Annotated in this window: 25 protein-coding genes; 18 read left to right on the top strand and 7 right to left on the bottom strand. The window is 40.5% G+C overall.

Features of this window, described 5'->3' with window-relative positions; all coding sequences use genetic code 11:
• Positions 1 to 4 precede the first annotated feature (4 nt).
• Together LY387_RS08490 and rmf are read left to right on the top strand one after the other, a co-directional pair.
• A complete protein-coding gene (locus LY387_RS08490; RefSeq protein ID WP_234493741.1) occupies positions 5 to 2,113 on the top strand; it encodes a DUF3466 family protein in 2,109 nt (702 codons plus the stop codon).
• Positions 2,114 to 2,277: 164 nt separating this feature from the next.
• On the top strand, positions 2,278 to 2,451 hold the full coding sequence (rmf, locus tag LY387_RS08485) for a ribosome modulation factor (protein WP_042475718.1): 174 nt from the start codon (positions 2,278 to 2,280) through the stop codon (positions 2,449 to 2,451).
• A 127-nt stretch (positions 2,452 to 2,578) separates the two neighbouring features.
• Here the strand turns inward: rmf and fabA are convergent, their stop codons facing one another.
• Complete coding sequence (gene fabA / locus LY387_RS08480) at positions 2,579 to 3,097, bottom strand: bifunctional 3-hydroxydecanoyl-ACP dehydratase/trans-2-decenoyl-ACP isomerase (protein ID WP_128650537.1); 519 nt, start codon at positions 3,095 to 3,097, stop codon at positions 2,579 to 2,581.
• A gap of 71 nt (positions 3,098 to 3,168) precedes the next feature.
• Positions 3,169 to 4,806, bottom strand: a complete 1,638-nt coding sequence (locus tag LY387_RS08475) for a S16 family serine protease (RefSeq protein WP_234493740.1) — start codon at positions 4,804 to 4,806, stop codon at positions 3,169 to 3,171.
• 171 nt (positions 4,807 to 4,977) lie between these two features.
• Here LY387_RS08475 and matP point away from each other — a divergent pair, with 171 nt between their 5' ends.
• Both matP and LY387_RS08465 read left to right on the top strand, forming a co-directional pair.
• The gene (gene matP, locus LY387_RS08470; protein WP_128650539.1) at positions 4,978 to 5,427 is read left to right on the top strand and encodes a macrodomain Ter protein MatP; all 450 of its coding nucleotides are present in this window, start codon (positions 4,978 to 4,980) and stop codon (positions 5,425 to 5,427) included.
• 14 nt (positions 5,428 to 5,441) lie between these two features.
• Positions 5,442 to 5,753 (top strand): DUF3634 family protein, encoded by a 312-nt coding sequence (locus LY387_RS08465; protein ID WP_042475722.1) that lies wholly within the window; start codon positions 5,442 to 5,444, stop codon positions 5,751 to 5,753.
• Between the two features lie 85 nt (positions 5,754 to 5,838).
• On the opposite strand, the gene LY387_RS08460 is transcribed toward LY387_RS08465, so the two are convergent.
• Positions 5,839 to 6,090: a hypothetical protein gene (locus tag LY387_RS08460; protein ID WP_042475725.1), complete on the bottom strand. Its 252-nt coding sequence runs from the start codon at positions 6,088 to 6,090 to the stop codon at positions 5,839 to 5,841.
• Between the two features lie 501 nt (positions 6,091 to 6,591).
• A complete protein-coding gene (gene mpaA / locus LY387_RS08455) occupies positions 6,592 to 7,335 on the bottom strand; it encodes a murein tripeptide amidase MpaA (protein ID WP_234493739.1) in 744 nt (247 codons plus the stop codon).
• 163 nt (positions 7,336 to 7,498) lie between these two features.
• Here mpaA and LY387_RS08450 point away from each other — a divergent pair, with 163 nt between their 5' ends.
• The gene (locus tag LY387_RS08450; protein ID WP_234493738.1) at positions 7,499 to 9,121 is read left to right on the top strand and encodes an ABC transporter substrate-binding protein; all 1,623 of its coding nucleotides are present in this window, start codon (positions 7,499 to 7,501) and stop codon (positions 9,119 to 9,121) included.
• A gap of 339 nt (positions 9,122 to 9,460) precedes the next feature.
• Entirely contained in the window at positions 9,461 to 9,709 is a 249-nt protein-coding gene (locus LY387_RS08445) for an HU family DNA-binding protein (RefSeq protein ID WP_234493737.1), read from the top strand.
• A 383-nt stretch (positions 9,710 to 10,092) separates the two neighbouring features.
• Here LY387_RS08445 and LY387_RS08440 read toward each other — a convergent pair whose 3' ends face one another.
• Positions 10,093 to 10,278: a hypothetical protein gene (locus LY387_RS08440; RefSeq protein WP_234493736.1), complete on the bottom strand. Its 186-nt coding sequence runs from the start codon at positions 10,276 to 10,278 to the stop codon at positions 10,093 to 10,095.
• Between the two features lie 145 nt (positions 10,279 to 10,423).
• Here LY387_RS08440 and LY387_RS08435 point away from each other — a divergent pair, with 145 nt between their 5' ends.
• The 10 genes from LY387_RS08435 (at position 10,424) to LY387_RS08390 (ending at position 16,846) form a co-directional block, all read left to right on the top strand.
• Positions 10,424 to 11,728 (top strand): phage/plasmid replication protein, II/X family, encoded by a 1,305-nt coding sequence (locus LY387_RS08435; RefSeq protein ID WP_234493735.1) that lies wholly within the window; start codon positions 10,424 to 10,426, stop codon positions 11,726 to 11,728.
• 9 nt (positions 11,729 to 11,737) lie between these two features.
• The gene (locus LY387_RS08430) at positions 11,738 to 12,025 is read left to right on the top strand and encodes a G5P family DNA-binding protein (protein ID WP_234493734.1); all 288 of its coding nucleotides are present in this window, start codon (positions 11,738 to 11,740) and stop codon (positions 12,023 to 12,025) included.
• A gap of 9 nt (positions 12,026 to 12,034) precedes the next feature.
• Positions 12,035 to 12,271 carry a hypothetical protein gene (locus LY387_RS08425; RefSeq protein WP_234493733.1) on the top strand — a complete coding sequence of 79 codons (237 nt, stop codon included), beginning with the start codon at positions 12,035 to 12,037 and terminating at the stop codon, positions 12,269 to 12,271.
• Between the two features lie 12 nt (positions 12,272 to 12,283).
• Complete coding sequence (locus LY387_RS08420) at positions 12,284 to 12,496, top strand: phage coat protein (protein ID WP_234493732.1); 213 nt, start codon at positions 12,284 to 12,286, stop codon at positions 12,494 to 12,496.
• 119 nt (positions 12,497 to 12,615) lie between these two features.
• Positions 12,616 to 14,298 carry a hypothetical protein gene (locus tag LY387_RS08415; RefSeq protein WP_234493731.1) on the top strand — a complete coding sequence of 561 codons (1,683 nt, stop codon included), beginning with the start codon at positions 12,616 to 12,618 and terminating at the stop codon, positions 14,296 to 14,298.
• 1 nt (position 14,299) lies between these two features.
• Positions 14,300 to 14,617, top strand: a complete 318-nt coding sequence (locus tag LY387_RS08410; RefSeq protein WP_234493730.1) for a DUF2523 family protein — start codon at positions 14,300 to 14,302, stop codon at positions 14,615 to 14,617.
• 10 nt (positions 14,618 to 14,627) lie between these two features.
• The gene (locus tag LY387_RS08405) at positions 14,628 to 15,803 is read left to right on the top strand and encodes a zonular occludens toxin domain-containing protein (protein ID WP_234493729.1); all 1,176 of its coding nucleotides are present in this window, start codon (positions 14,628 to 14,630) and stop codon (positions 15,801 to 15,803) included.
• Positions 15,804 to 15,959 (top strand): hypothetical protein, encoded by a 156-nt coding sequence (locus LY387_RS08400; RefSeq protein WP_234493728.1) that lies wholly within the window; start codon positions 15,804 to 15,806, stop codon positions 15,957 to 15,959. It begins immediately after the preceding gene.
• Between the two features lie 49 nt (positions 15,960 to 16,008).
• On the top strand, positions 16,009 to 16,350 hold the full coding sequence (locus tag LY387_RS08395; RefSeq protein WP_234493727.1) for a hypothetical protein: 342 nt from the start codon (positions 16,009 to 16,011) through the stop codon (positions 16,348 to 16,350).
• A complete protein-coding gene (locus tag LY387_RS08390) occupies positions 16,337 to 16,846 on the top strand; it encodes a hypothetical protein (RefSeq protein ID WP_234493726.1) in 510 nt (169 codons plus the stop codon). Before LY387_RS08395 ends, LY387_RS08390 begins: the two co-directional genes overlap by 14 nt.
• Positions 16,847 to 17,120: 274 nt before the next feature.
• Here the strand turns inward: LY387_RS08390 and LY387_RS08385 are convergent, their stop codons facing one another.
• The gene (locus LY387_RS08385; protein ID WP_234496077.1) at positions 17,121 to 18,473 is read right to left on the bottom strand and encodes an ISNCY family transposase; all 1,353 of its coding nucleotides are present in this window, start codon (positions 18,471 to 18,473) and stop codon (positions 17,121 to 17,123) included.
• A gap of 338 nt (positions 18,474 to 18,811) precedes the next feature.
• Between LY387_RS08385 and LY387_RS08380 the strand changes: the two genes are divergently transcribed.
• Positions 18,812 to 19,060, top strand: coding sequence for an HU family DNA-binding protein (locus tag LY387_RS08380; RefSeq protein ID WP_234493737.1), 249 nt, complete (start codon positions 18,812 to 18,814; stop codon positions 19,058 to 19,060).
• A 383-nt stretch (positions 19,061 to 19,443) separates the two neighbouring features.
• On the opposite strand, the gene LY387_RS08375 is transcribed toward LY387_RS08380, so the two are convergent.
• Complete coding sequence (locus LY387_RS08375; protein ID WP_234493736.1) at positions 19,444 to 19,629, bottom strand: hypothetical protein; 186 nt, start codon at positions 19,627 to 19,629, stop codon at positions 19,444 to 19,446.
• Between the two features lie 145 nt (positions 19,630 to 19,774).
• Here LY387_RS08375 and LY387_RS08370 point away from each other — a divergent pair, with 145 nt between their 5' ends.
• The gene (locus LY387_RS08370; RefSeq protein ID WP_234493735.1) at positions 19,775 to 21,079 is read left to right on the top strand and encodes a phage/plasmid replication protein, II/X family; all 1,305 of its coding nucleotides are present in this window, start codon (positions 19,775 to 19,777) and stop codon (positions 21,077 to 21,079) included.
• The last annotated feature ends 7 nt before the right edge of the window (positions 21,080 to 21,086 follow it).

Below are 21,086 nucleotides of genomic sequence, written 5' to 3'. Positions count from 1 at the left end.
TTTGATGAGTCGTAATAATTTTAAAATTTCATTGATTGCAGCAAGTGTACTTGCTGCGACTTCAGGGCACGCTGCTTTGTATAAAGTAGTGGAAGTTGATCCTACTGACAGTATTACTTCGACAGGTATTTATGTCGATAACGTCACCGAGTTTTACGGTTCTGCAATCCAAAAAACATCTGGTACGGTTGACCCTTTAGGGTGTTTTGCTGAAGGTGCCAATTGCGCAGAGTATCAACTGTTCGGTGATTCTCGAAACGGGTCAGAAGGACACTCATACCGTCAAGAGATTCCTTTCAACTGGGACATGTCATTCTTTTATACAGACTGGGTCCGGAACAAAGATTACTGTCGAAATGAGTTAGGCTACCAAACTTGTGATCCAGGTTGGACCGATAAAATGTGGTACAGTTTTAGCGAAGTTGGTGGTCTAAGAAGAGAGCGTGACGCTTTCTTGAACTCGTCCCAAATCGGCGCGAACAGCCGACCGGGTGAGGATGACTACTTTTCTAATGCTCTTGCGTTTAGTGAAGCTACTCCAGCATCAAATCCAGATGAGAAGTCCCTAGCTAACAGGGTGCAAGTTCAACCAACCTCAGACTACAAACCTGGAGGCGTACAGTCACCAGAAACTAACTCTGAAAACGTAGTTATTAATAGCCTAACTTCTAAGAATGGTTATGCTATCGGTAACACGAGTTCTGGATATTACAGAATCAATACTTCTGGTGGTTCGGCGGTTGGTAACCTAGCTACAGCATACCGACATAGAGGTTATGTTCAAACTGCAGATAATGAGACGAACATGTTGCTACCCGTGCTTACCGAAGGCAGTAACCAGGATCAAAAAATCACCAACAATATGGGTAGAACCATGGGTTGGAGTAGCTTTTTTTACGGGGATAGAGAGTTTATCGTAGGTAGCGCTGCTGTTGCTCCGTTTGACTACAATGACGATAACAAAAACTGGAACGGCGACCTAAACAATTGCTTGATAGATGATCCAGCGTCAAGATCGGATTGCCAGAACTTTGCCTTCGCCACTCAAACTGCAGTTTGGGATTCCAACGATTGGGAGAGAGGAGCCAGTGTAGTTTCGGCTTGGCAAAATAATGTTCCTACCAATAATGATAAAAAGGCTTCTCAAGGTAGCGCTAGAGGCGCTTCAATAATGTCTTCCGAGTTAGCGGCAAGTGTATCTGATAACCCAAGAAGTACGCTGCCTTTCCTTGTCGGGTTAAATACAACTGGCGACGGTTCAAATAGCTTTTTGCAGGCAACCGTTTTTGTACCGAATACGACATTTGATGTTGACGCTATTAACACTACGCCACAGTGGTCACCAATTACAGTGGAGAACGCTAGGATAAAGTCAGGTGATGACTTTATTTATAGCAACACCTACGCATCTGACATCAATAGTAACTTAGTTTTCTTAGGAGCATCTAAGCGTCGTGGTGACAAACGTGAAAATGGTGCGGCTGCGAATCGAATGTTTTTGGGTCAAATCACGCTCAATAACAACACAGACGGAACCTATTCAATCTCAAGAGCTCAGTACTTCGACGAGTTGAATAATAATACTGGGATCTTTTTCCGTGGTGTAGGCGGTGAGCCAGGTGCGATTAACAATTTCAACGAAATTGTTGGAACGGTTGATGCGGAGCAGTCAACGGAATATTTTGGTAAGCAACGCCGTCGTCGTGGCTTTATCTATCCTTACAATACGACTGGTTCTAACCTGGATCGAATAAATATCTTCCAAGGTAAACCTTGGCTACTCGATGACCTTACTAACGGTGGTACATACAATAGCCAAAATAACCAGTATCGCATTATCGACGCTGCTGATATCAATGATGATGGTGTTATTGCAGCCACTGCATTGAAATGTGAGGGGGGCTACGACACCACTGGTCACAACTCATATTGTGGTAATGGCCAGAAGAAAGAACGCGTTGTTGCTGTTAAGTTGATCCCGATCGCAAATGAGGCAGATCGTTCAATTCAGACTCGCGGTATTGAAGCTCCACCAGTTACACGTAGTGGCGGAAGCCTGGGTTGGATGGCATTGATTCTTCTTGGATTCTTCGGGTTACGTCGTAACAAGTAGTCACAAGTGACGAAAATCCCAGGTTCACAGTTCTGAATCTGGGATTTTTTGTATCTTGAGATCAGCGGAAAAATGCGTAATTATTAAAGAGGAGTCACAAAAGCTCCACAAATCTTTAATGATAGAAAGTCGGGAAACCGATTTTGTATAGCGAGGACCGTACTATGAAGAGACAAAAGCGTGATCGTCTAGAACGAGCTCAATCACAGGGTTACAAAGCTGGATTGAATGGGCGATCGATGGAAGCCTGTCCCTATCAACAAATGGATGCAAAGTCATATTGGCTTGGCGGTTGGCGTGACGCGAGAGATGATAAACAATCAGGACTCTTCAAGTAGTCGGGAGCGAAATTGAAGTAACAAAGGGCCTCAAAAGAGGCCTTTTAATGAAGCCTCTAACGCACTATAACTAATAATTTTAACTAAAAATAAACGACTCCGAAGAGTCGCTTATTGAAATTCTATCTCAGAAAGCAGAAGTGTCTTTAAACAGACCGACTTTCAAATCTTTTGCTACGTAGATTTCTTTACCATCAACAAGTACTCGACCGTCAGCAATACCCATAACCAGCTTACGATTTACCACACGCTTCATGTGCAGTTCGTACGTTACTTTCTTAGCAGTGGGTAGTACTTGACCAGTAAACTTAAGCTCACCAACACCTAGTGCACGACCTTTGCCTTCACCGCCAATCCAACCTAGGTAGAAGCCAACAAGTTGCCACATTGCATCAAGGCCAAGACATCCTGGCATTACTGGATCACCGATGAAGTGACAATCGAAGAACCATAGGTCAGGAGTAATATCGAGTTCCGCAACGATCAGACCTTTGCCAAAGTCACCTTCAGTTTCCGACATTTTTGTCACACGGTCCATCATCAGCATGTTAGGTGCTGGTAGTTGAGGGTAGCCCTCGCCGAATAGTTCTCCACGGCTAGAGGCTAGAAGGTCTTCACGGCTATAAGAATCACGTCTGTTTTGCATTATATAATTACTCCAAATTTTCGTTAGGCCATCTTAGTGAACAGGTGTACGCTAGACAAGTCCGACCACGACTAGACAAACCAGTTTTTAATCCTTGTCACAATTGATTCTGGCATCTCATGTTTTTCAAAGTTTTCAATACGTTCAGCAATCTTGCCAATCACACTTTCTTCACTTTCACTATTGAAAGGTTTACCAAGTAAAAGTGGGATGACTTCATCAACGTGTGTCGCTGACCAGATGTGAAATTCTCCGTTCTTGATGCTTTCAACAAGCTCTTTGTTCAATGCCAAGTGCTGTACATTTGTCTTGGGCAAGATGACACCTTGTTTGCCAGTAAGGCCTTGGTGCTTACACACATTGTAAAAGCCTTCGACTTTCTCATTGAGGCCACCTACGGCTTGGACGCGACCAAACTGATCGACTGCTCCGGTTACAGCGATTTGCTGGTCGATAGGATAACCTGACAAGGCACTAACTAAAGAGCAAAGCTCAGCAAGTGAGGCGCTGTCTCCGTCAACTTCACAATATGATTGCTCAAATACAATTGAAGCTGAATAAGGCAGAGGTGCATCCAAGTCGAGCTCAGATGAGACAAATGCTTGCATGATCATCATGCCTTTTGCATGGATATTGCCACCAAGGTCTACTTTGCGTTCTACGTCCGAAATGTCACCATCGCCAAAGTGAACGACACATGAAATACGTGCCGGCTCACCATAAGAAATAGGGTGGCCTGGGATATCAATGACGGTCAATCCATTGACTTGACCCACTTGCTTTCCTTGGGTTTCGATAACGACTTGACCTTCTAAAATGTCATCGATAGCACGCTCAGGTAAATACGACTCACGATTTCGCTTTGCATCGATTGCTGACTCGATATGCTCGCAAGATATCACAGAAGTGTGACTATAGGATGATGCTTCGCATAACAACGCTTTGTGCCAATCAAGTGACAGTGGCCAGTATTGCTTATCCTCGGTCTCACGCGCACCGGCTTGCAGGAGTTTGAGATAAGCTGAACGGTCGAGTTGCTTTTCCCCGAGACAAGTGCGAACCACATAGTTTACGAACGACAGGTATTGCTCTGCGCTCGTTTGGGTGACTTTTAAATCGCTTTCGACTTCGGTGTACTGCATAAATCCAGAACGGTAATCGCTATCTATCAGGTCTAAATCTGAAAGTTGTTCACGATCACCGATAATCACCAGCTTGAAATCTGAGCTAAATGTTGGTGGTTGTACCGACACATTCTCTGAGTCCACTGCTAGGCACTCAAGCTTAGCACCTTGCAACAGAGACTTTAGATTGGTCCATACACCAAGGTTTGCCAGTGCGCTCTGAGCGGAACATACTAAAACACCTTTATTAGCTTGCGAGACAAGGCCCCTAGAAATTTGGTTTTCACCTTGCACATTTTTATAGCGGTCCAAAAGTAGGTCTGGGTTCGCTTCAACGCCAATAATTGTACTGTGACCAAGCTTTTCGATCGAATCGCTAACCAGTTGTCGATAAGCTAAGCTATCTCCATCTTTAATCACTAGCACTTTCGAAGGGCAATTGTCTGAAACGAAGTAGGACAGCGCAGCTTTGAGACGCGGTTGTAACTCAATAGGCTCAATCGGAGGGAGAGTGGAAGCAGTGTCTAGGAGATCGCTAAAATCGTTGTACAGGGGGCAAACTTCTTGCCAAGAGACTTGATTCATTATGTCTTTACTTAATTTAGATTTGCACGAAGTATACAATGAATAGGGCTGTAACGTTAGTTTTTCGAGCCGACGTAAAGCGAGCAAAATCTCATAAAACAACCTTTATTATTGAGAAGTTTAGTAACTTGGGTTACGCTGTCACTGTAAACAGAGTAGGGATGCAAACCAATGAAATACCAACAACTTGAAAACTTAGAATGTGGTTGGAAGTGGCAGTATTTAACAAAAAAGTGGCGTGAAGGTGAGAACATCACTCGTTATGTAGATACAAGCGAAATTGAACACGCAGTATCGAAGCTTAAGCAACTTGAGCATGAACCTACTCTGGTCCTTGATTGGATCAATGAACACATGTCGGTTGAGTTAGATAACAAGCTAAAGCAAGCTATTCGGGCGAAGCGAAAGCGTCACTACAATGCCGAACAAGTACATACCAAAAAGAAATCCATCGATTTGGATTTTCGTGTATGGGAAAAGCTTTCTCATCGTGCCAATGATCTGGGATGTACACTATCAGAAGCGATCGAATACTTGCTGAGCGAAGCATCTAGAAGTGAAAAGGCGACGCAAAAGGTTAGTAGTTTGAAAGAGGACTTGAGTAAGTTACTCGGTGATTAAAATAGGGGTTAAGGATGCTGTATGTCGTTTTAGTTGGTGCCATATTAGTCTTTTGGCTTGTTGCCATAGATAGACCATCTTTAGTCGTAAAGATGGACCAAGGTGAGATCACCCATACGAAAGGGCACTTACCGCCAACGTTTAAGCACAATTTAAAAGAGATCGTAGAAAGAGATAAAACAAGCGGAGAGTTGAAGGTATACCAGACTCGAAGCGGGATGAAACTCAAGTTCAGTAAAACGATTTCCAAGAACATACAGCAAAGAATTAGAAACATATTCCCTCACCAAAGCTTCAAATCTAAAGGTCGAAAAAAGAGCCGTTAGCATAGAAAAAGAAAGGGCATTTATGCCCTTTTTTTTTTAGATTATCTAATGCACTATAACTAAAGCAGGCGTGATCAAAAAATGACTATGCTTTAGCGGCAATTTCCCGCTCATCCCAAATCTTCATTAGTGTCCTACGGGATTCTGAGTCTAGCATTTGAATACGACGACATGTCCAATTCTCAGCAATGTAATCAGCCATTTCTAGGGAAATAGGGTTGTTATCCGTTAAGTAGGTCTCCAGTGCTGATTCTGCTTCAATTAATGAAAGTCCTTCCGCATCCCACTTCTGCACACGTACGTAGCTATTTTTGAACCATTCAATTGGTAGAGTCATAGAAATCTCCTTTTCTACAAGCTTAATTAGTATTTAATTAAAAGACATCGTGTCTTTGCGTTGGGATAAGGATTGAATATTTTCTTTATCGTGTAAAGTTAAAAATGAAATAAACACAATAAAAATTTATAAAAGTAATTTAGTATTTTTATTGTGAATTTATGGGTGTGATTTATATCGCTCAGGCTGGCTTTTTGCTTATTGGTTTTGTGGAAGTTATTTGGTTGAAAAATGATGCGCGTATGGGTGACAACTAAGTTCAAGGATATGGATAATTACATGACATACAATGCACCAATGCAACGTGAGGCTGTAGTTGATTTCGCTGAATGCTTTTGTGTTGAGCTCTTAATAATTGTAGCGGTAGTGCTTTCAAGTTTGGTAACTGTTACGTAGCGTATTATTCCTATCGAGAATTCGTGTGAATGCATTATGTTGCTTTTATTAAATTCTCTGATCTAGATTGATAGTCAATATTTATCTAAAATCTAATAAGTGGTGTTAATATATTGTGTTGTTGTAGTCTAGCCTTAATAAATCGATGAGCGCACCGAGGTATTTATCAATGGCGGCATCAGCAGAAATCGCGGGAAGTTCAAGAGTGATGCAAATTAACTCCTTCTCGTTACACCAACTCCCAAATGAACCGGGTGTTTCATAACCGATCTGTTTCACTAGCGGCAGCGAAAATTGTTGTGATAGCCAGTTCCCAAGTTTTGAGTCCTCCGGGTCGTCGACGCAGGCTAGGGGTTCATGCAGTGACACAATAAAGCGTGGCTTTCGGGTTTCGATTAGTTCAATTAGAGCAGCAACCTCCGGTTCCAAAGAACCTGCGTTTCCCGTTTTTACTTTTACATCTCGCTCACGCGCAGAAGAACTCCATCTATACACAGTCTCTTTATCGGTCCAAGTTTGAGTCGGAAACGCTCGATTAAGATCGACTTGGTTGGCATTGGCACGAGTTCCCAGTTGGTTAGCGTCAGGGTTCATGGAAAGTATGACATCGTGTTTAAGATACTCGGAAGGAAGCGAACGTAGCGCACAAGATAAAGCGACGATCGATGCTGTTTCGTCTCCATGCGTTCCAGCGAGGATAAGGCCACGCTTTTTCCTGGGTGAACAACCTTCAAAGTAGAGTAGAGGTGCACCTAAGACCGAATGCCCGTAAGTGAAGGGTGTTTGTTGAAACTCTGCTCTTTCGGGTCTTGGACGCAATATAGGCCTGTTTTGATTAGCATTATTCATAGCTCACTCTCAACTTCTTGTCTTTCCTCACGGCATTCTAGATGCATATATGCCATAACTAAAACAGTATTAATATCTAACAGCTCTCGTATTCTTGAAGAGTGTTTGCTTGTTAAGAATACAGTAGGGCATTTATTACTTTATACCAATCAGGCGGTTTAGGATGAAGCAACATATTTCATGGAAAGTCTCGCTACTTACAGCGATGGTCTCTGCGGCGTTCTCTGTATCAGCTGCAGTGGTACCAGAAGATGCACGTTTAGCTGAGGTTCAGAAACTGGTACGCGGTAACGATGCAGAAGTAGCAACCTTGGATCCAGCAAATGCAGAAGGTCTCCCAGAGATGCACGTGCTCAGGGATTTGTTTGAAGGATTAGTTATCCAAGACAAAGACGGCAATGTGATACCAGGCGTTGCAAAATCTTGGAGTACAGAAGACAACAAAACTTTTACGTTCTATTTAAGAGAGGATGCGAAATGGTCAAATGGAGACCCGGTTACCGCTAATGATTTCGTCTACAGTCTAAAAAGAGCTGCCGATCCTAATTTTGCATCAGCGAACGGTTGGTATTTGAAACTCACCAAAATTAAAAATATTCAATCTATTATAGATGGGAAGGCTTCTCTAGATTCACTTGGGGTTAGGGCACTTGATGATCATACTTTACAGTATGAACTAGAGAGTCAGGTTCCGTACTTTGTTGCGATGACTGCTCATTCATCTATGATGCCTGTTCATAAAGAGGCCCTAGCGGAATATGGAGACAAGTGGACTCGACCAGGCAATATGGTATCAAACGGCGCGTTTACATTAGAAAATTGGGTTATTAATGAGCGGATTGAGCTTATTAGAAACCAGCAATATTGGGATAACGATAATACCGTATTAAACCAAGTCACTTACATTCCTTTTGAAAGCCAAACGGCTGCAATGAACCGTTTTGCAACGGGCGAAGTGGATATTACTTCCGATGTGCCGACAGCGATGGCACCGAAGCTAAAGAAAGAACGACCAGAGTCTTACACCGTAGTTCCATTACTGTGCACGTATTACTATGCATTTAATACGACAAAGGCACCATTTAACGATCCGCGTGTTCGCAAGGCGGTGTCTTATACGATAATGCGGGATGTTATTACAAACGGTGTTACTCAGGTAGGTAATCTACCTGCATATACTTTTGCACACAAATACGTTGCAGGGTTTGAAGCAAGCCAACCAAATTACAGTGCGATGAGTCAGAAACAACGTGATGAGGAAGCTAAAAAGTTACTCTCTGAGGCCGGCTACAGCGAAGAGAATCCATTAGATATTAAACTGCTGTATAACACTAGTGAAAGCAATAAGGCTATTGCGGTGGCAATAGCGTCAATGCTTGGTAAGAACTTAGGAGCGAAAGTCGAGTTGGAGAATCAAGAATGGAAATCGTATTTGGTCGCGCGTCGTGAAGGCAACTTTGATGTGTTAAGAACATCATGGTGTGGTGACTATAATGAAGCATCAACATTCTTGAGCCTAATGACATCAGACAACGCCGGCAACCGAGCGTTCTACAAGAGCGACGCGTACGATAAAATCATCGTGAATGCGCTTGGAGCAACCAGTGACGAGGAGCGCGCCAAGTTCTATGACCAAGCTGAAACTTTGTTGGCAGAAGATATGCCAATCGCACCGATTTATTATTACATGCAAGCGCGTTTAGTGAGGCCAACTGTTGGAGGCTTTCCAATGAATAACGTTGAAGGACGAATCTATTCAAAAGATTTGTTCATGAAAGCCGAATAACAAAACCGCTGAAATTGAAGGAACAAGCCAGCCATGATGTTGCTGGCTTTTTTTGTCTGGTGGGTTGCAGATTTGGCGGTTTCAAATCTAGCTCTTTGACTATTAACATTTAATGCCTTTAGTGCGTATTATCTGCATGGAATTATGTTGAGGGTTTGCTTTGCCTAACAGCAGTAAAAAGTGGGCGATAGACTTGCTCAATGTCGGTCTGTCAAGGCCGTGCATGCTAGGAGGGAGAATCGTTTTACAAGGTTAGCCCGTAACATAATTTCGATAATGCGCATTAAGTTATGACGGTGTGGTATTGTAGTTATTCTTATGTGAATGAGGTAAGCCACAATGAACAAAACTGAATTAATCTCAAGAATTTCAACTAAGTACGACTTAGACCAAAAGAGCATTTCTGTTCTTTTTGAAGTAACTTTTGATGAAATGGCCAGGGCTTTGTTAGATCGTGAATTTATCGAGATTTCAGAGCTTGGTGATTTCTTGGCAAAAACCAGAAAAGAAAAATTGAGTGAGAATCGCAGAGGTGAAACGATTACAATTCGAGATAATCATGTAATTCGTTTTAGGCCTATCATTTAACTAAGAAAGCAGTTGAACCCTAAATCTAACTTCATCGCGCAGCGATAAAAGGGCGCTTGTTGTAGTTCTTGGGTATGACTCCTCCAAACGCCCGAAGCCAATCTCCATTCAAAGACAAAAAATAAATACCCTTCCTTTCTGTTAAGCCAGCCTTGCAGAGACTCACCACGAAAGAGGCGATTTCTGCCACTGCAACCCGTCGATTTTTCAGTTAAGAAAGCTAATCCACAAAATTAAAGGAGGGGGCCCCGCTTGCGGGGTGGTTGCCTTGATTTTGTGGATTAGCTTTCGCTAATGCAAAGAGAGGGTACACTATCTTTAATAGTGTACTTTTGTGTAAATATTACACTTTCACTTCCTATTTGATCTCCTGGGCTCTTGTGTCATTTTGTTATGCCACGTTCATTTATCATGTCTTTTTTCAGTTCATCTAATTTTTCGTCGAAAAGTTTGTTTGCTAGTTCAGTCCATTTTATCGGCTTTCCCGTTCTGTAGCTTATCTCTATAGCTGCTCTTTCTAGCTTCTGCTTTCTTTTCTCTGTTACTTGCATAGTTGTTCGTTGTGTCATGGTTCTTCATACCTTTACATTTTTTTGTATTTTATGTGATTTCTAACACAGTTACACGTGTATACATGTATTTTTGTATGGACAGATTGATTTTCATGGTCGATTCTATAGATAAATGTAGGTATGGATGTATAGAAGGGGTCTCATGATAGACATGCTTAAAATTTCAATACCATTCAAGCAAGACTATCTTTTGGAAACTCAACAAAGTTCTAAGGGTGAGTTTGTATCTTATGTTGATATACGTGCTTGCTCTTTGATTGGGGGTGTTGGTCTTGAAGCTAAGTCTATTTTTTTTACTGGCTCAGGCTCTCAGGATGAGCTTGAAGTTGCAGATTTGCGTCACCCATATCAAACGCTTCCGACTTCTTTTACTGGTATTGCGTTCAAAATTTTTCAAGGTACAAAGTTACGAGATGCCTGTGTCGAGCTAAAAGCCTCTCCAGCTAAAATTCTTCAAGGTCATAACGTTTACGGCTCTACTCAGATGGTGGTCGGTTCTTATGAAATGCTCATGGCTCTTTATCATGCTTATCCAGATTTTTACGAAATGTTAGACATCTATAGAACTACACTAGATGCTATAGATTGCACATTTTCAGCTAGAGCAAAAACAGATTTACAAGCTAAGCAAGTTATTGGTCAGTTAAAATCAGTCTCCAATAAGCATATGAGAGCTAGTGTTAGAAATGAACATGAAACTACTTGTTACTTTAGTCGTGGCTCACGTCATGTAGATAGAAAGGCATATTTAAAGGGTTGTGAATTTAATAGACAGCTTAATAGCTTGCGTTCTTTACAGGAAAAGGGAGACCGTACGCATGATAGAGTTATTGATGTTATGTCTAACCCTGAATTAATTAACTTTGCTAGAAATTTAATCCGCTTTGAAGCAAGTGCTAAGCGTAGATATTTAGATGAGTTTAATATACCCAAAAACCTATTTGAAGCTTGTCGGTTTCAATTAGAGTATGAAAAAGACGGACGTTGTTTAATTAAAGATATTTGGATTAAAGCATTTTCGCCATTAATGGAGGCATTGGAGGGTCAAAAAATGAACATATTTAATGATGAACAAGTACATAACACACTAAAGAAAGAATTTTTTACTGTCACTAAGAAAGGCAATATTACTTATTCTAAGGCAGATAGAATATTTAGATTCTATCGTTCTCTTGTTAGCGATGGTTATCACGCAGTTTTTGATTCTTTTAGTAAATCAAATAAAAAGTCATTTTATAACCAATTAAATCCATTATTGGAAGTTGGATTTTCTAAAGCTCAACTTCAAAACCTCAAAGGGCACGGTAAGGATAACGTAGTTCCTTTATTACAAGTTATAGAAATTGATTTTAGTCAGCAAAGACCGTCTGACTGGATAGAGCCTCAAGCAGGGGATATCACCAAATTATACGGTCAAGAAGATAGCGTAATTAGTTTAGTAGCATAGGTAATTATTATGAAAAACGCATTAATAGTAGAAATATTTAAAGATAATGAAACAAAAGACATTCGCACCATTCCACCTAAAGGCGATAGGGCAGAAATGAAACTATATAGTCAAGTTGCCTTTGTTCATCTTGGCGGTCGTTTCCCTGTTGAATTTTCTTTACCACTTCAAGAAGATGAAACACATTATGCATCGGGTAAATATTACCTAGACCAAACGTCTTTTAAAGTAGGTCAATTTGGTCGTTTAGAGTTTGAGCGTAATATTACTCTAATTCCTGTAGCTTCTAATACTTAGGTTCTAATTATGGCAATTTGTATTGAAAAAACTGTAGATGATTTTTTATATGTTAGTGAAACACCTATCGAAAATTGCTCTACGTATGTTCTACAGACTGCCGATGAATATAATTTATCACACGTTTTTGTATCATCGTCCGATATTGGATTAGTTTTCGCTTGGGCTTTTGGTGCGGTTGTAGTGGTAGGTTATTTTGGTGGCTTTGTCATTGGCATAGCTAAAAAAATGATACAACTCGTATAGAGGGATTTTATTATGAAAAAAGCAGCTTCAACTATAGCAGCGTTAACTCTTGCTTCTCTTGCACCTCAAGCAATGGCTGACACTACAACTATCGATTCAATTTTTGCAGCAGTAGACCTTTCTACTGTAACAGCGTTTATTGGTACTACCGGTGTGGTCATTGTTGGTATTGCGCTAGCTGTTAAGGGTATTAGCCTAGCTAAACGTCTCGTTAGTCGAGCATGATTGTTGCGGTATCTACCCTCCAGTTCTATTCCGCTGTTATGGTTATCGGCGGTCTAGCTGGAATAGCATTTGTGTTAGGTATGAGGGGCGTTTAAGCCCCTTTTTTTATGGTGGGCAAAATGATTATTAAGCGGCTATCGATATATTTTCTTTGTTTTTTCATTGTTTATATTCCCGTTCGTCCAGCTCGTGCTTTTTTTCCTGTCGTTGTTGGTCTGACTGGTCAAGCAGCGATGTGGACAGGTAGAACATTGGTTGCTCGCATGGCGGTTAATTATGGTGCTGATTTAGGTGTTTTAGCTACAGCCGCCGTTGCTACCACTCCAATGATAAAAGATTATATGACTTCTGAATATGCGCTTAGACCTTGGGGAACTTGGGCGTATGCATTAGAAAAAGTTGGTTTTCATCTTGATGGCGGAGAGATGGTAATCAAGGATGACGAATGTTTCTTATCGGATTATTGCGGTAAGAGTGTTTCTTTTAAAATGGCAGATGGTAGTTGGTCTTCTACGTGGGATAAAGGTTTGTATAAAACAGGAACTAAATTAGTTTGTCCTATTAACGTTGGTTTTGCTGATGAAAACGGGAAAAACACTTTATTTGATTGTGGACAGGCGTTATCTGATAATTGGTGGTTAAAATATCGCTCATGGGAAAATAATAATCTTGAGCCAGATTGTGGTCAATGGGTGACTGTTGGTGAAGAGCAAGGACGTAAAAGTTGTTTCGATAGTCACTCTATTATTCACTGGGGGATGTCAGGTAATTCCTTTATCTTAAAGGGTGAGTTTTTCCATGAGGTTCATTTTAATGGCGAGTTAACAATTAAAAATCGTGTAAGCATTAATGAAATTGAAGTATTATTTCCTGTAGCTTCCACACAAGATTCTGTAATGGAAGGTGCAATTGAGGATGTTTTAGATAATGAAGCAGTCAATGATGAAATTCCTGTTTGGTATTTTAGTGACCCTGACGTAAGTTATTGCGGTAATGATGGTTGTGTCGATGTTCCTCCTCAATATTTTGTCGATAATACGGTGGTTATCCCTGTTGATGATAACAACATTCCTATTCCTCCTGCTATTGGACTCCCTCCTGTGTCATTGCCTTCTGATAGACCGCTTCCGCCAATTTTCGACCCTATTTATGGTGATGCTATTAATTCTGTTATTTCTGGAATATTAACGGGTGACCCTGATACCGATACTATTGCAGAAGATATTATTAAGCCTATTGTCGATGGTGTTAAACCAATAGTTGATATTGATGTTCCAGTTGACCCACCGATATACCCTCCAATTGACCCGCCTATTGAGGGCGGTAGTGTCGTTGCTGTTTCAAACTTAACAGGTATCGAATCACGTTTAGATATGACAAATCAACTTCTAGAAAATATGAATATTAACGTTGATGTTGATATGACTGGGGTTGAAGAGAGGATTGATAGAACAAATGAATTAATAGGGGGTTTATCTACAACTACCGTTCCTATAAGTACGACTCCTGATAGTAGCAGAGCTTCAAGCTTTTGGACTTCCAATTATCCAAATGGCTTTCAAGGTGTTTGGAATAATTTTAATAATGACTTTCAAAATACAGCCTTATCTGGCTGGGTCAATTCCTTTAAATTAAGTTATGTGTCAGAAGGGATTCCTACTTGGACGATGTGTTTTGATTTGGGTTTTGTTGATTTTGGTTGTCAGCCTATCGAAATTGATAGCCGTGTATGGTTGGCGATTAGAGCGTTCATTTTATTTACGGCTGCACTTTTAGCACGTCGCTTAGTATTTGGAGGTTAGTATGTTGGATTGGTTTGCTGAGCGTTGGAATGACTTTGTTAACTTTTGCTTGTCTATTTTATTGTCGCTCTACGATTTGTTGAAAGATATTGGCATATTCTTTTTTGATAGCGTGTTATCGATAGCTTTAGTTGCTATCAATGGTTTTGGTTCGGCGTTTTCGGCCTTGAACGTGATTCAATATATCGACCTGATTCCTGACGAAGCAAAATCTATCATGGCTTTAGTGGGCGTGAATGAAGCAAGTGTAATTATCGTGTCTGCAATCTTGATTCGTCTAGGTTTGCAGATTATTCCGTTTACACGTTTAGGTTCTTAGGGGGTGACTGATGCCAATTAACATTATCGTGGGTAGACCAGGTTCGGGTAAATCTTACGAATCTGTGGTGTATCACATCATTCCTGCGCTTAAGGAAGGGCGCAAAGTTATCACTAATGTGCCTTTAAATTTAGATCATTTCGAATCGGTTTTTGGCAAGGAAATATTAGATCTTATCGAGGTTCGAGAAGATAGCTATTCCCGTGAGGTTGGGGCGGTCAAAGCTTTCTCTACAAAGGATTGTTTTACGTCTGACGAGTGGAAGAATGACGAGGGCGTTGGTGCATTGTTCGTCATTGATGAATGTCACTTTGTTTTACCTAGTCAAGGCAGAGGCAAGAAAGCATCTGAGAATTTGGCGGATGTATTGGAATATATGTCGATGCACCGTCATTATGGCCATGATATTTTGTTAATGACTCAAAGCCTTGGAAAACTTCACAAAGATGTTCGAGCAATGATACAAATTCAGTATCGAGTGTCGAAGCATTCCGCAGCTGGGTCTGATAAAACTTATACGCAAAAAGTATTAGACGGTGCTGAGGGTCGGCCTGCTGAGTTGAACACCAACGTTCGAACATATAAGCCTCGATTTTTCCCGTTCTATACTTCGCATACTCAATCTGACCAATCGGTGAATGAAGCTCACGCTAGTGACATTAAGCCTATCTGGAAGCGTTGGTATTTCTGGGTAGGTATCCCTGCAATTATCATTGCGTTGCCTATGTCTATAACGAGTGGTTTAGCGTTGTTTGGCAACAAATCAGAGCCTGAGCCCGTAGTAGAATCTAAGCGTGTCGTAGTGGAAGATAAGCAAAATTCAGAGCCAGAGAAGAAAAGACCGTCTTCTAGGCAGCGTAAGGCTGATACAGTGCATCCATTTGGTAAACTTCAACTGGCTATCACAGGGTCGTCTGATTCGTTCTACAAAGACGATAGAGGGCGTTTGCATCGACAAACAGAGGTTTATTTTAAGGCAGTGAATAAATCTCGTTATGAATTCCCCTTGAAGCTTCAGGACTTATATATGGCAGGCTATGATGTGGCGGTAATGGGTCCTTGTTTGGTTGAATTGAAGTTTGAGGGCTATTCAGATTTCGTTTACTGCGAGGGTGAACGGCCTACAGGCCAACATCCTAATATTGATTTAGCTTCGTCTTTTTCATCGGCGTTTGGTGGTGACTAGATGGTTTTGGATTTTTCTTTATCTCGTTTGCGTGATGAATTAGCTTTAGCTATGGAGGCTTACGAACGTGAGCCTTCGTCTTTAATGTTTGAGCGAATTGTTGAGCTTTGCCGTGTTATTCGAGAGCTTGAGAGGAGATTAGAAAAGGCTTCTTAGTGTATAGTAAGATTTACGATACTATATTGGTTTCATAAGGGCTTAATAAATGGCAAATGTAGGGTATTGTCGGATTGATAATTTAAAATTGTCTCGTGAAAGTATAGAGGCAGTTGATGAGATTAGAGATATCGTAGATAGGGCGAACATGCTAGCAGTTGCAACGAGCACCGTTCCATTGTTTGATTTGTTTCTTGGTAAAGCAAATACGAGTCAAACCATGCTGAGTATAGCTGGCTATGATTGGGTTGAGTTTAGTAAAACTCTGAACGCTATTAATAAAACTGCAAAAGGGCGTGTATTTTCTATTGCGGAAACCATGAGCTTAAGAACTGGTAGTTATACTGCTGAGGGCGAATTTTGGAGGTGCGTATCAAATGCGGCTTTGTAAAGGTTTAACCTGCTTATTTTTAATGTGTTTCTTACCTTTTTCTTATGCTGGCTCTAATGAGTTACGTTCTTTAGCTTTGTCTGATGCTATGCAAGCTTATGGTAATCGAGTTGAGTATTGTTTACTTCAATCAAGAGCGGCTTCAAAAAGATTTCCAACTACAAGCTGGTTTTCATCATTAGGAAATGACGATAAAAAAAAGGTGCTTCTATATCTTTCTTTGGACAATAGAGAAAAGTGCTCGGAACAAGAACGTTTGAAAGTGGTTGAGATTTTAGACCAATACCCACAGATAACCATTCGATCTGAAGAATACCCTAATGGTATGACTTTGGATGAAATTCGAAGTAGTCTCAATCTTGTTGAAAACGTGGATTATAGTTCGGAAATTTCAGGACTCGACATTTTGGAAGTGCAAAAGATACAAGCTCAATTTCAACAGCCATTCGACCTAATAAAGGTGGCTAAAAAGCTTGGGTTACTGGACGAGCCGTAACCGTTGTAAAGAATGGACAGAGTAAAAAAATGACATACTGAGTCGATTGGTATGTCATTTTATTTTGTGCTAAGTTTTTCGCATTGAGAGCGGAGGTGGCAGTATAAAGTCATGACCGGTTTGGGTCTCGATAGTGGATTTTGTGAAGTTTGACGGGATAACCACAGGATAAAATGCTGTTTTGGATAAATTCGATTTTGTCAATCCCATTTTAAAATGTCCTCTTTTCTCCCAGGTAGAAATGTCTCTTTATGAGCTAAATAGAGTAGGTGAGTTAGGTTTTACTCTTAGATGCTTTGAAGGTTTCTGGTGTGATGAGAACTGGGTTTATAGCCCTTAGTTGTTCCTGAAGCGCTCTTTGTTGAGCTCTGCGTTTAGGGGCTTTTTTGCTCCGTGTGCGTTTCTGTTGTCGCTCGAATTCTTCTTGCTGCTGTTGAGCAAACTTTAGTACTTGACCTAATCGCTTGTTGTCGACAATTTGGGTTTGTTGAACATGCTCAAGCTTATCGAAAATTTTGAATTCCAACTTTCTGTGGCCATACACAATCGCAATGTCTCCGTTGGGATAGTCTAAGACTTTGACATGCTCGTGAACTAAGCGAGTATTTTCTTCATTTGGCTCAATAAGATAAACCACTTTGTCATATTGAAATGTCAACGATTTAGAGAGTTTACGTATTTCTTGCCAACTGAAAATATCGTCGAGTTCCTGTGTGGTTTCACGCACTTTTCGATGCATGTTTTTCGGATACATTGCCGGCTTAGCAAAGCGTCGATTGAAATCGGCAATGAAGTAGGGAAGCCAAGCATTCGCTTCTTCGATGGTGTTAATTCCTTGTAAGCGCATCTCTTTGACGAGTCGGTCTTGTAGCGTCAAGTTTACTCGCTCCACACGACCTTTAGCTTGAGAGCTGTTCGCACATATCAGTTCAATACCTAACTCTTTTAATACACGGGCATATTGAGTTTGACCGACTTGTTTTTGCTTTTCCTGATTCACCCGAAAAATCGAATGCTTATCGCTGTAGAACGCTACGGGTTTGCCGTGTTCATTAAGATATTCTCTCGTTGTTAGCATGTAATCAAAGGCCGATTCGGTTTCGCTGAACCTTAAATTCATCAGGCGGCCAGTCGCATCATCGATAAAGACCAGTAAACAACATTTGTCAGCGCGTCCTTCAAACCAATCATGGTGAGAGCCATCAATTTGAACGAGCTCGCCCAAACAATCACGTCGGTAGCGAGGTTGGTAAACTTTAGGCTTGCGTTGCGAATGTGGCGTCCATAAACCATCTGCAATCATCCAACTTCGTAAGGTCTCGTTAGATACTGGAAGGCTATGTAACTCCAATAGTTTTTCTCTAGCAAGCGTTGGAGAAAAATCAGAATAGTGATCACGAATCAGTTTTAAAACTGTGTCTCGGTAGTCACTAGGATAGCGGTTATTACTTGGCTTACCTCGAGCTTGGTGAGTCAATCCTACAGCACCGAATTCCCTCAGGCGATTCATAAGCCTCTGAACTTGGCGAACACTCAAATCAAGGATGTCTGCCGCGTCGACTCGTCGGATCCTACGATCGCAAACATCTTGGATTACTTTAAAACGATTGATATCAGAATCATTCATAGTCACTAGCATCTTAAACGCATCCTTAGCTGGTTGTAAGTAAAGCTTAGTGACCACGAGCTAAAGAGACATTTTAACTTTGGTAAATAGTGACATTACAACTTTGCGCTTACAGATTTAGTGCGTATTATCTGCATGGAATTATGTTGAGGGTTTGCTTTGCCTAACAGCAGTAAAAAGTGGGCGATAGACTTGCTCAATGTCGGTCTGTCAAGGCCGTGCATGCTAGGAGGGAGAATCGTTTTACAAGGTTAGCCCGTAACATAATTTCGATAATGCGCATTAAGTTATGACGGTGTGGTATTGTAGTTATTCTTATGTGAATGAGGTAAGCCACAATGAACAAAACTGAATTAATCTCAAGAATTTCAACTAAGTACGACTTAGACCAAAAGAGCATTTCTGTTCTTTTTGAAGTAACTTTTGATGAAATGGCCAGGGCTTTGTTAGATCGTGAATTTATCGAGATTTCAGAGCTTGGTGATTTCTTGGCAAAAACCAGAAAAGAAAAATTGAGTGAGAATCGCAGAGGTGAAACGATTACAATTCGAGATAATCATGTAATTCGTTTTAGGCCTATCATTTAACTAAGAAAGCAGTTGAACCCTAAATCTAACTTCATCGCGCAGCGATAAAAGGGCGCTTGTTGTAGTTCTTGGGTATGACTCCTCCAAACGCCCGAAGCCAATCTCCATTCAAAGACAAAAAATAAATACCCTTCCTTTCTGTTAAGCCAGCCTTGCAGAGACTCACCACGAAAGAGGCGATTTCTGCCACTGCAACCCGTCGATTTTTCAGTTAAGAAAGCTAATCCACAAAATTAAAGGAGGGGGCCCCGCTTGCGGGGTGGTTGCCTTGATTTTGTGGATTAGCTTTCGCTAATGCAAAGAGAGGGTACACTATCTTTAATAGTGTACTTTTGTGTAAATATTACACTTTCACTTCCTATTTGATCTCCTGGGCTCTTGTGTCATTTTGTTATGCCACGTTCATTTATCATGTCTTTTTTCAGTTCATCTAATTTTTCGTCGAAAAGTTTGTTTGCTAGTTCAGTCCATTTTATCGGCTTTCCCGTTCTGTAGCTTATCTCTATAGCTGCTCTTTCTAGCTTCTGCTTTCTTTTCTCTGTTACTTGCATAGTTGTTCGTTGTGTCATGGTTCTTCATACCTTTACATTTTTTTGTATTTTATGTGATTTCTAACACAGTTACACGTGTATACATGTATTTTTGTATGGACAGATTGATTTTCATGGTCGATTCTATAGATAAATGTAGGTATGGATGTATAGAAGGGGTCTCATGATAGACATGCTTAAAATTTCAATACCATTCAAGCAAGACTATCTTTTGGAAACTCAACAAAGTTCTAAGGGTGAGTTTGTATCTTATGTTGATATACGTGCTTGCTCTTTGATTGGGGGTGTTGGTCTTGAAGCTAAGTCTATTTTTTTTACTGGCTCAGGCTCTCAGGATGAGCTTGAAGTTGCAGATTTGCGTCACCCATATCAAACGCTTCCGACTTCTTTTACTGGTATTGCGTTCAAAATTTTTCAAGGTACAAAGTTACGAGATGCCTGTGTCGAGCTAAAAGCCTCTCCAGCTAAAATTCTTCAAGGTCATAACGTTTACGGCTCTACTCAGATGGTGGTCGGTTCTTATGAAATGCTCATGGCTCTTTATCATGCTTATCCAGATTTTTACGAAATGTTAGACATCTATAGAACTACACTAGATGCTATAGATTGCACATTTTCAGCTAGAGCAAAAACAGATTTACAAGCTAAGCAAGTTATTGGTCAGTTAAAATCAGTCTCCAATAAGCATATGAGAGCTAGTGTTAGAAATGAACATGAAACTACTTGTTACTTTAGTCGTGGCTCACGTCATGTAGATAGAAAGGCATATTTAAAGGGTTGTGAATTTAATAGACAGCTTAATAGCTTGCGTTCTTTACAGGAAAAGGGAGACCGTACGCATGATAGAGTTATTGATGTTATGTCTAACCCTGAATTAATTAACTTTGCTAGAAATTTAATCCGCTTTGAAGCAAGTGCTAAGCGTAGATATTTAGATGAGTTTAATATACCCAAAAACCTATTTGAAGCTTGTCGGTTTCAATTAGAGTATGAAAAAGACGGACGTTGTTTAATTAAAGATATTTGGATTAAAGCATTTTCGCCATTAATGGAGGCATTGGAGGGTCAAAAAATGAACATATTTAATGATGAACAAGTACATAACACACTAAAGAAAGAATTTTTTACTGTCACTAAGAAAGGCAATATTACTTATTCTAAGGCAGATAGAATATTTAGATTCTATCGTTCTCTTGTTAGCGATGGTTATCACGCAGTTTTTGATTCTTTTAGTAAATCAAATAAAAAGTCATTTTATAACCAATTAAATCCATTATTGGAAGTTGGATTTTCTAAAGCTCAACTTCAAAACCTCAAAGGGCACGGTAAGGATAACGTAGTTCCTTTATTACAAGTTATAGAAATTGATTTTAGTCAGCAAAGACCGTCTGACTGGATAGAGCCTCAAGCAGGGGATATCACCAAATTATACGGTCAAGAAGATAGCGTAATTAGTTTAGTAGCATAGGTAATTA

The organism is Vibrio maritimus, assembly GCF_021441885.1.
Lineage (GTDB): Bacteria > Pseudomonadota > Gammaproteobacteria > Enterobacterales > Vibrionaceae > Vibrio > Vibrio maritimus_B.
This window is presented reverse-complemented; position numbering and strand designations above follow the sequence as displayed.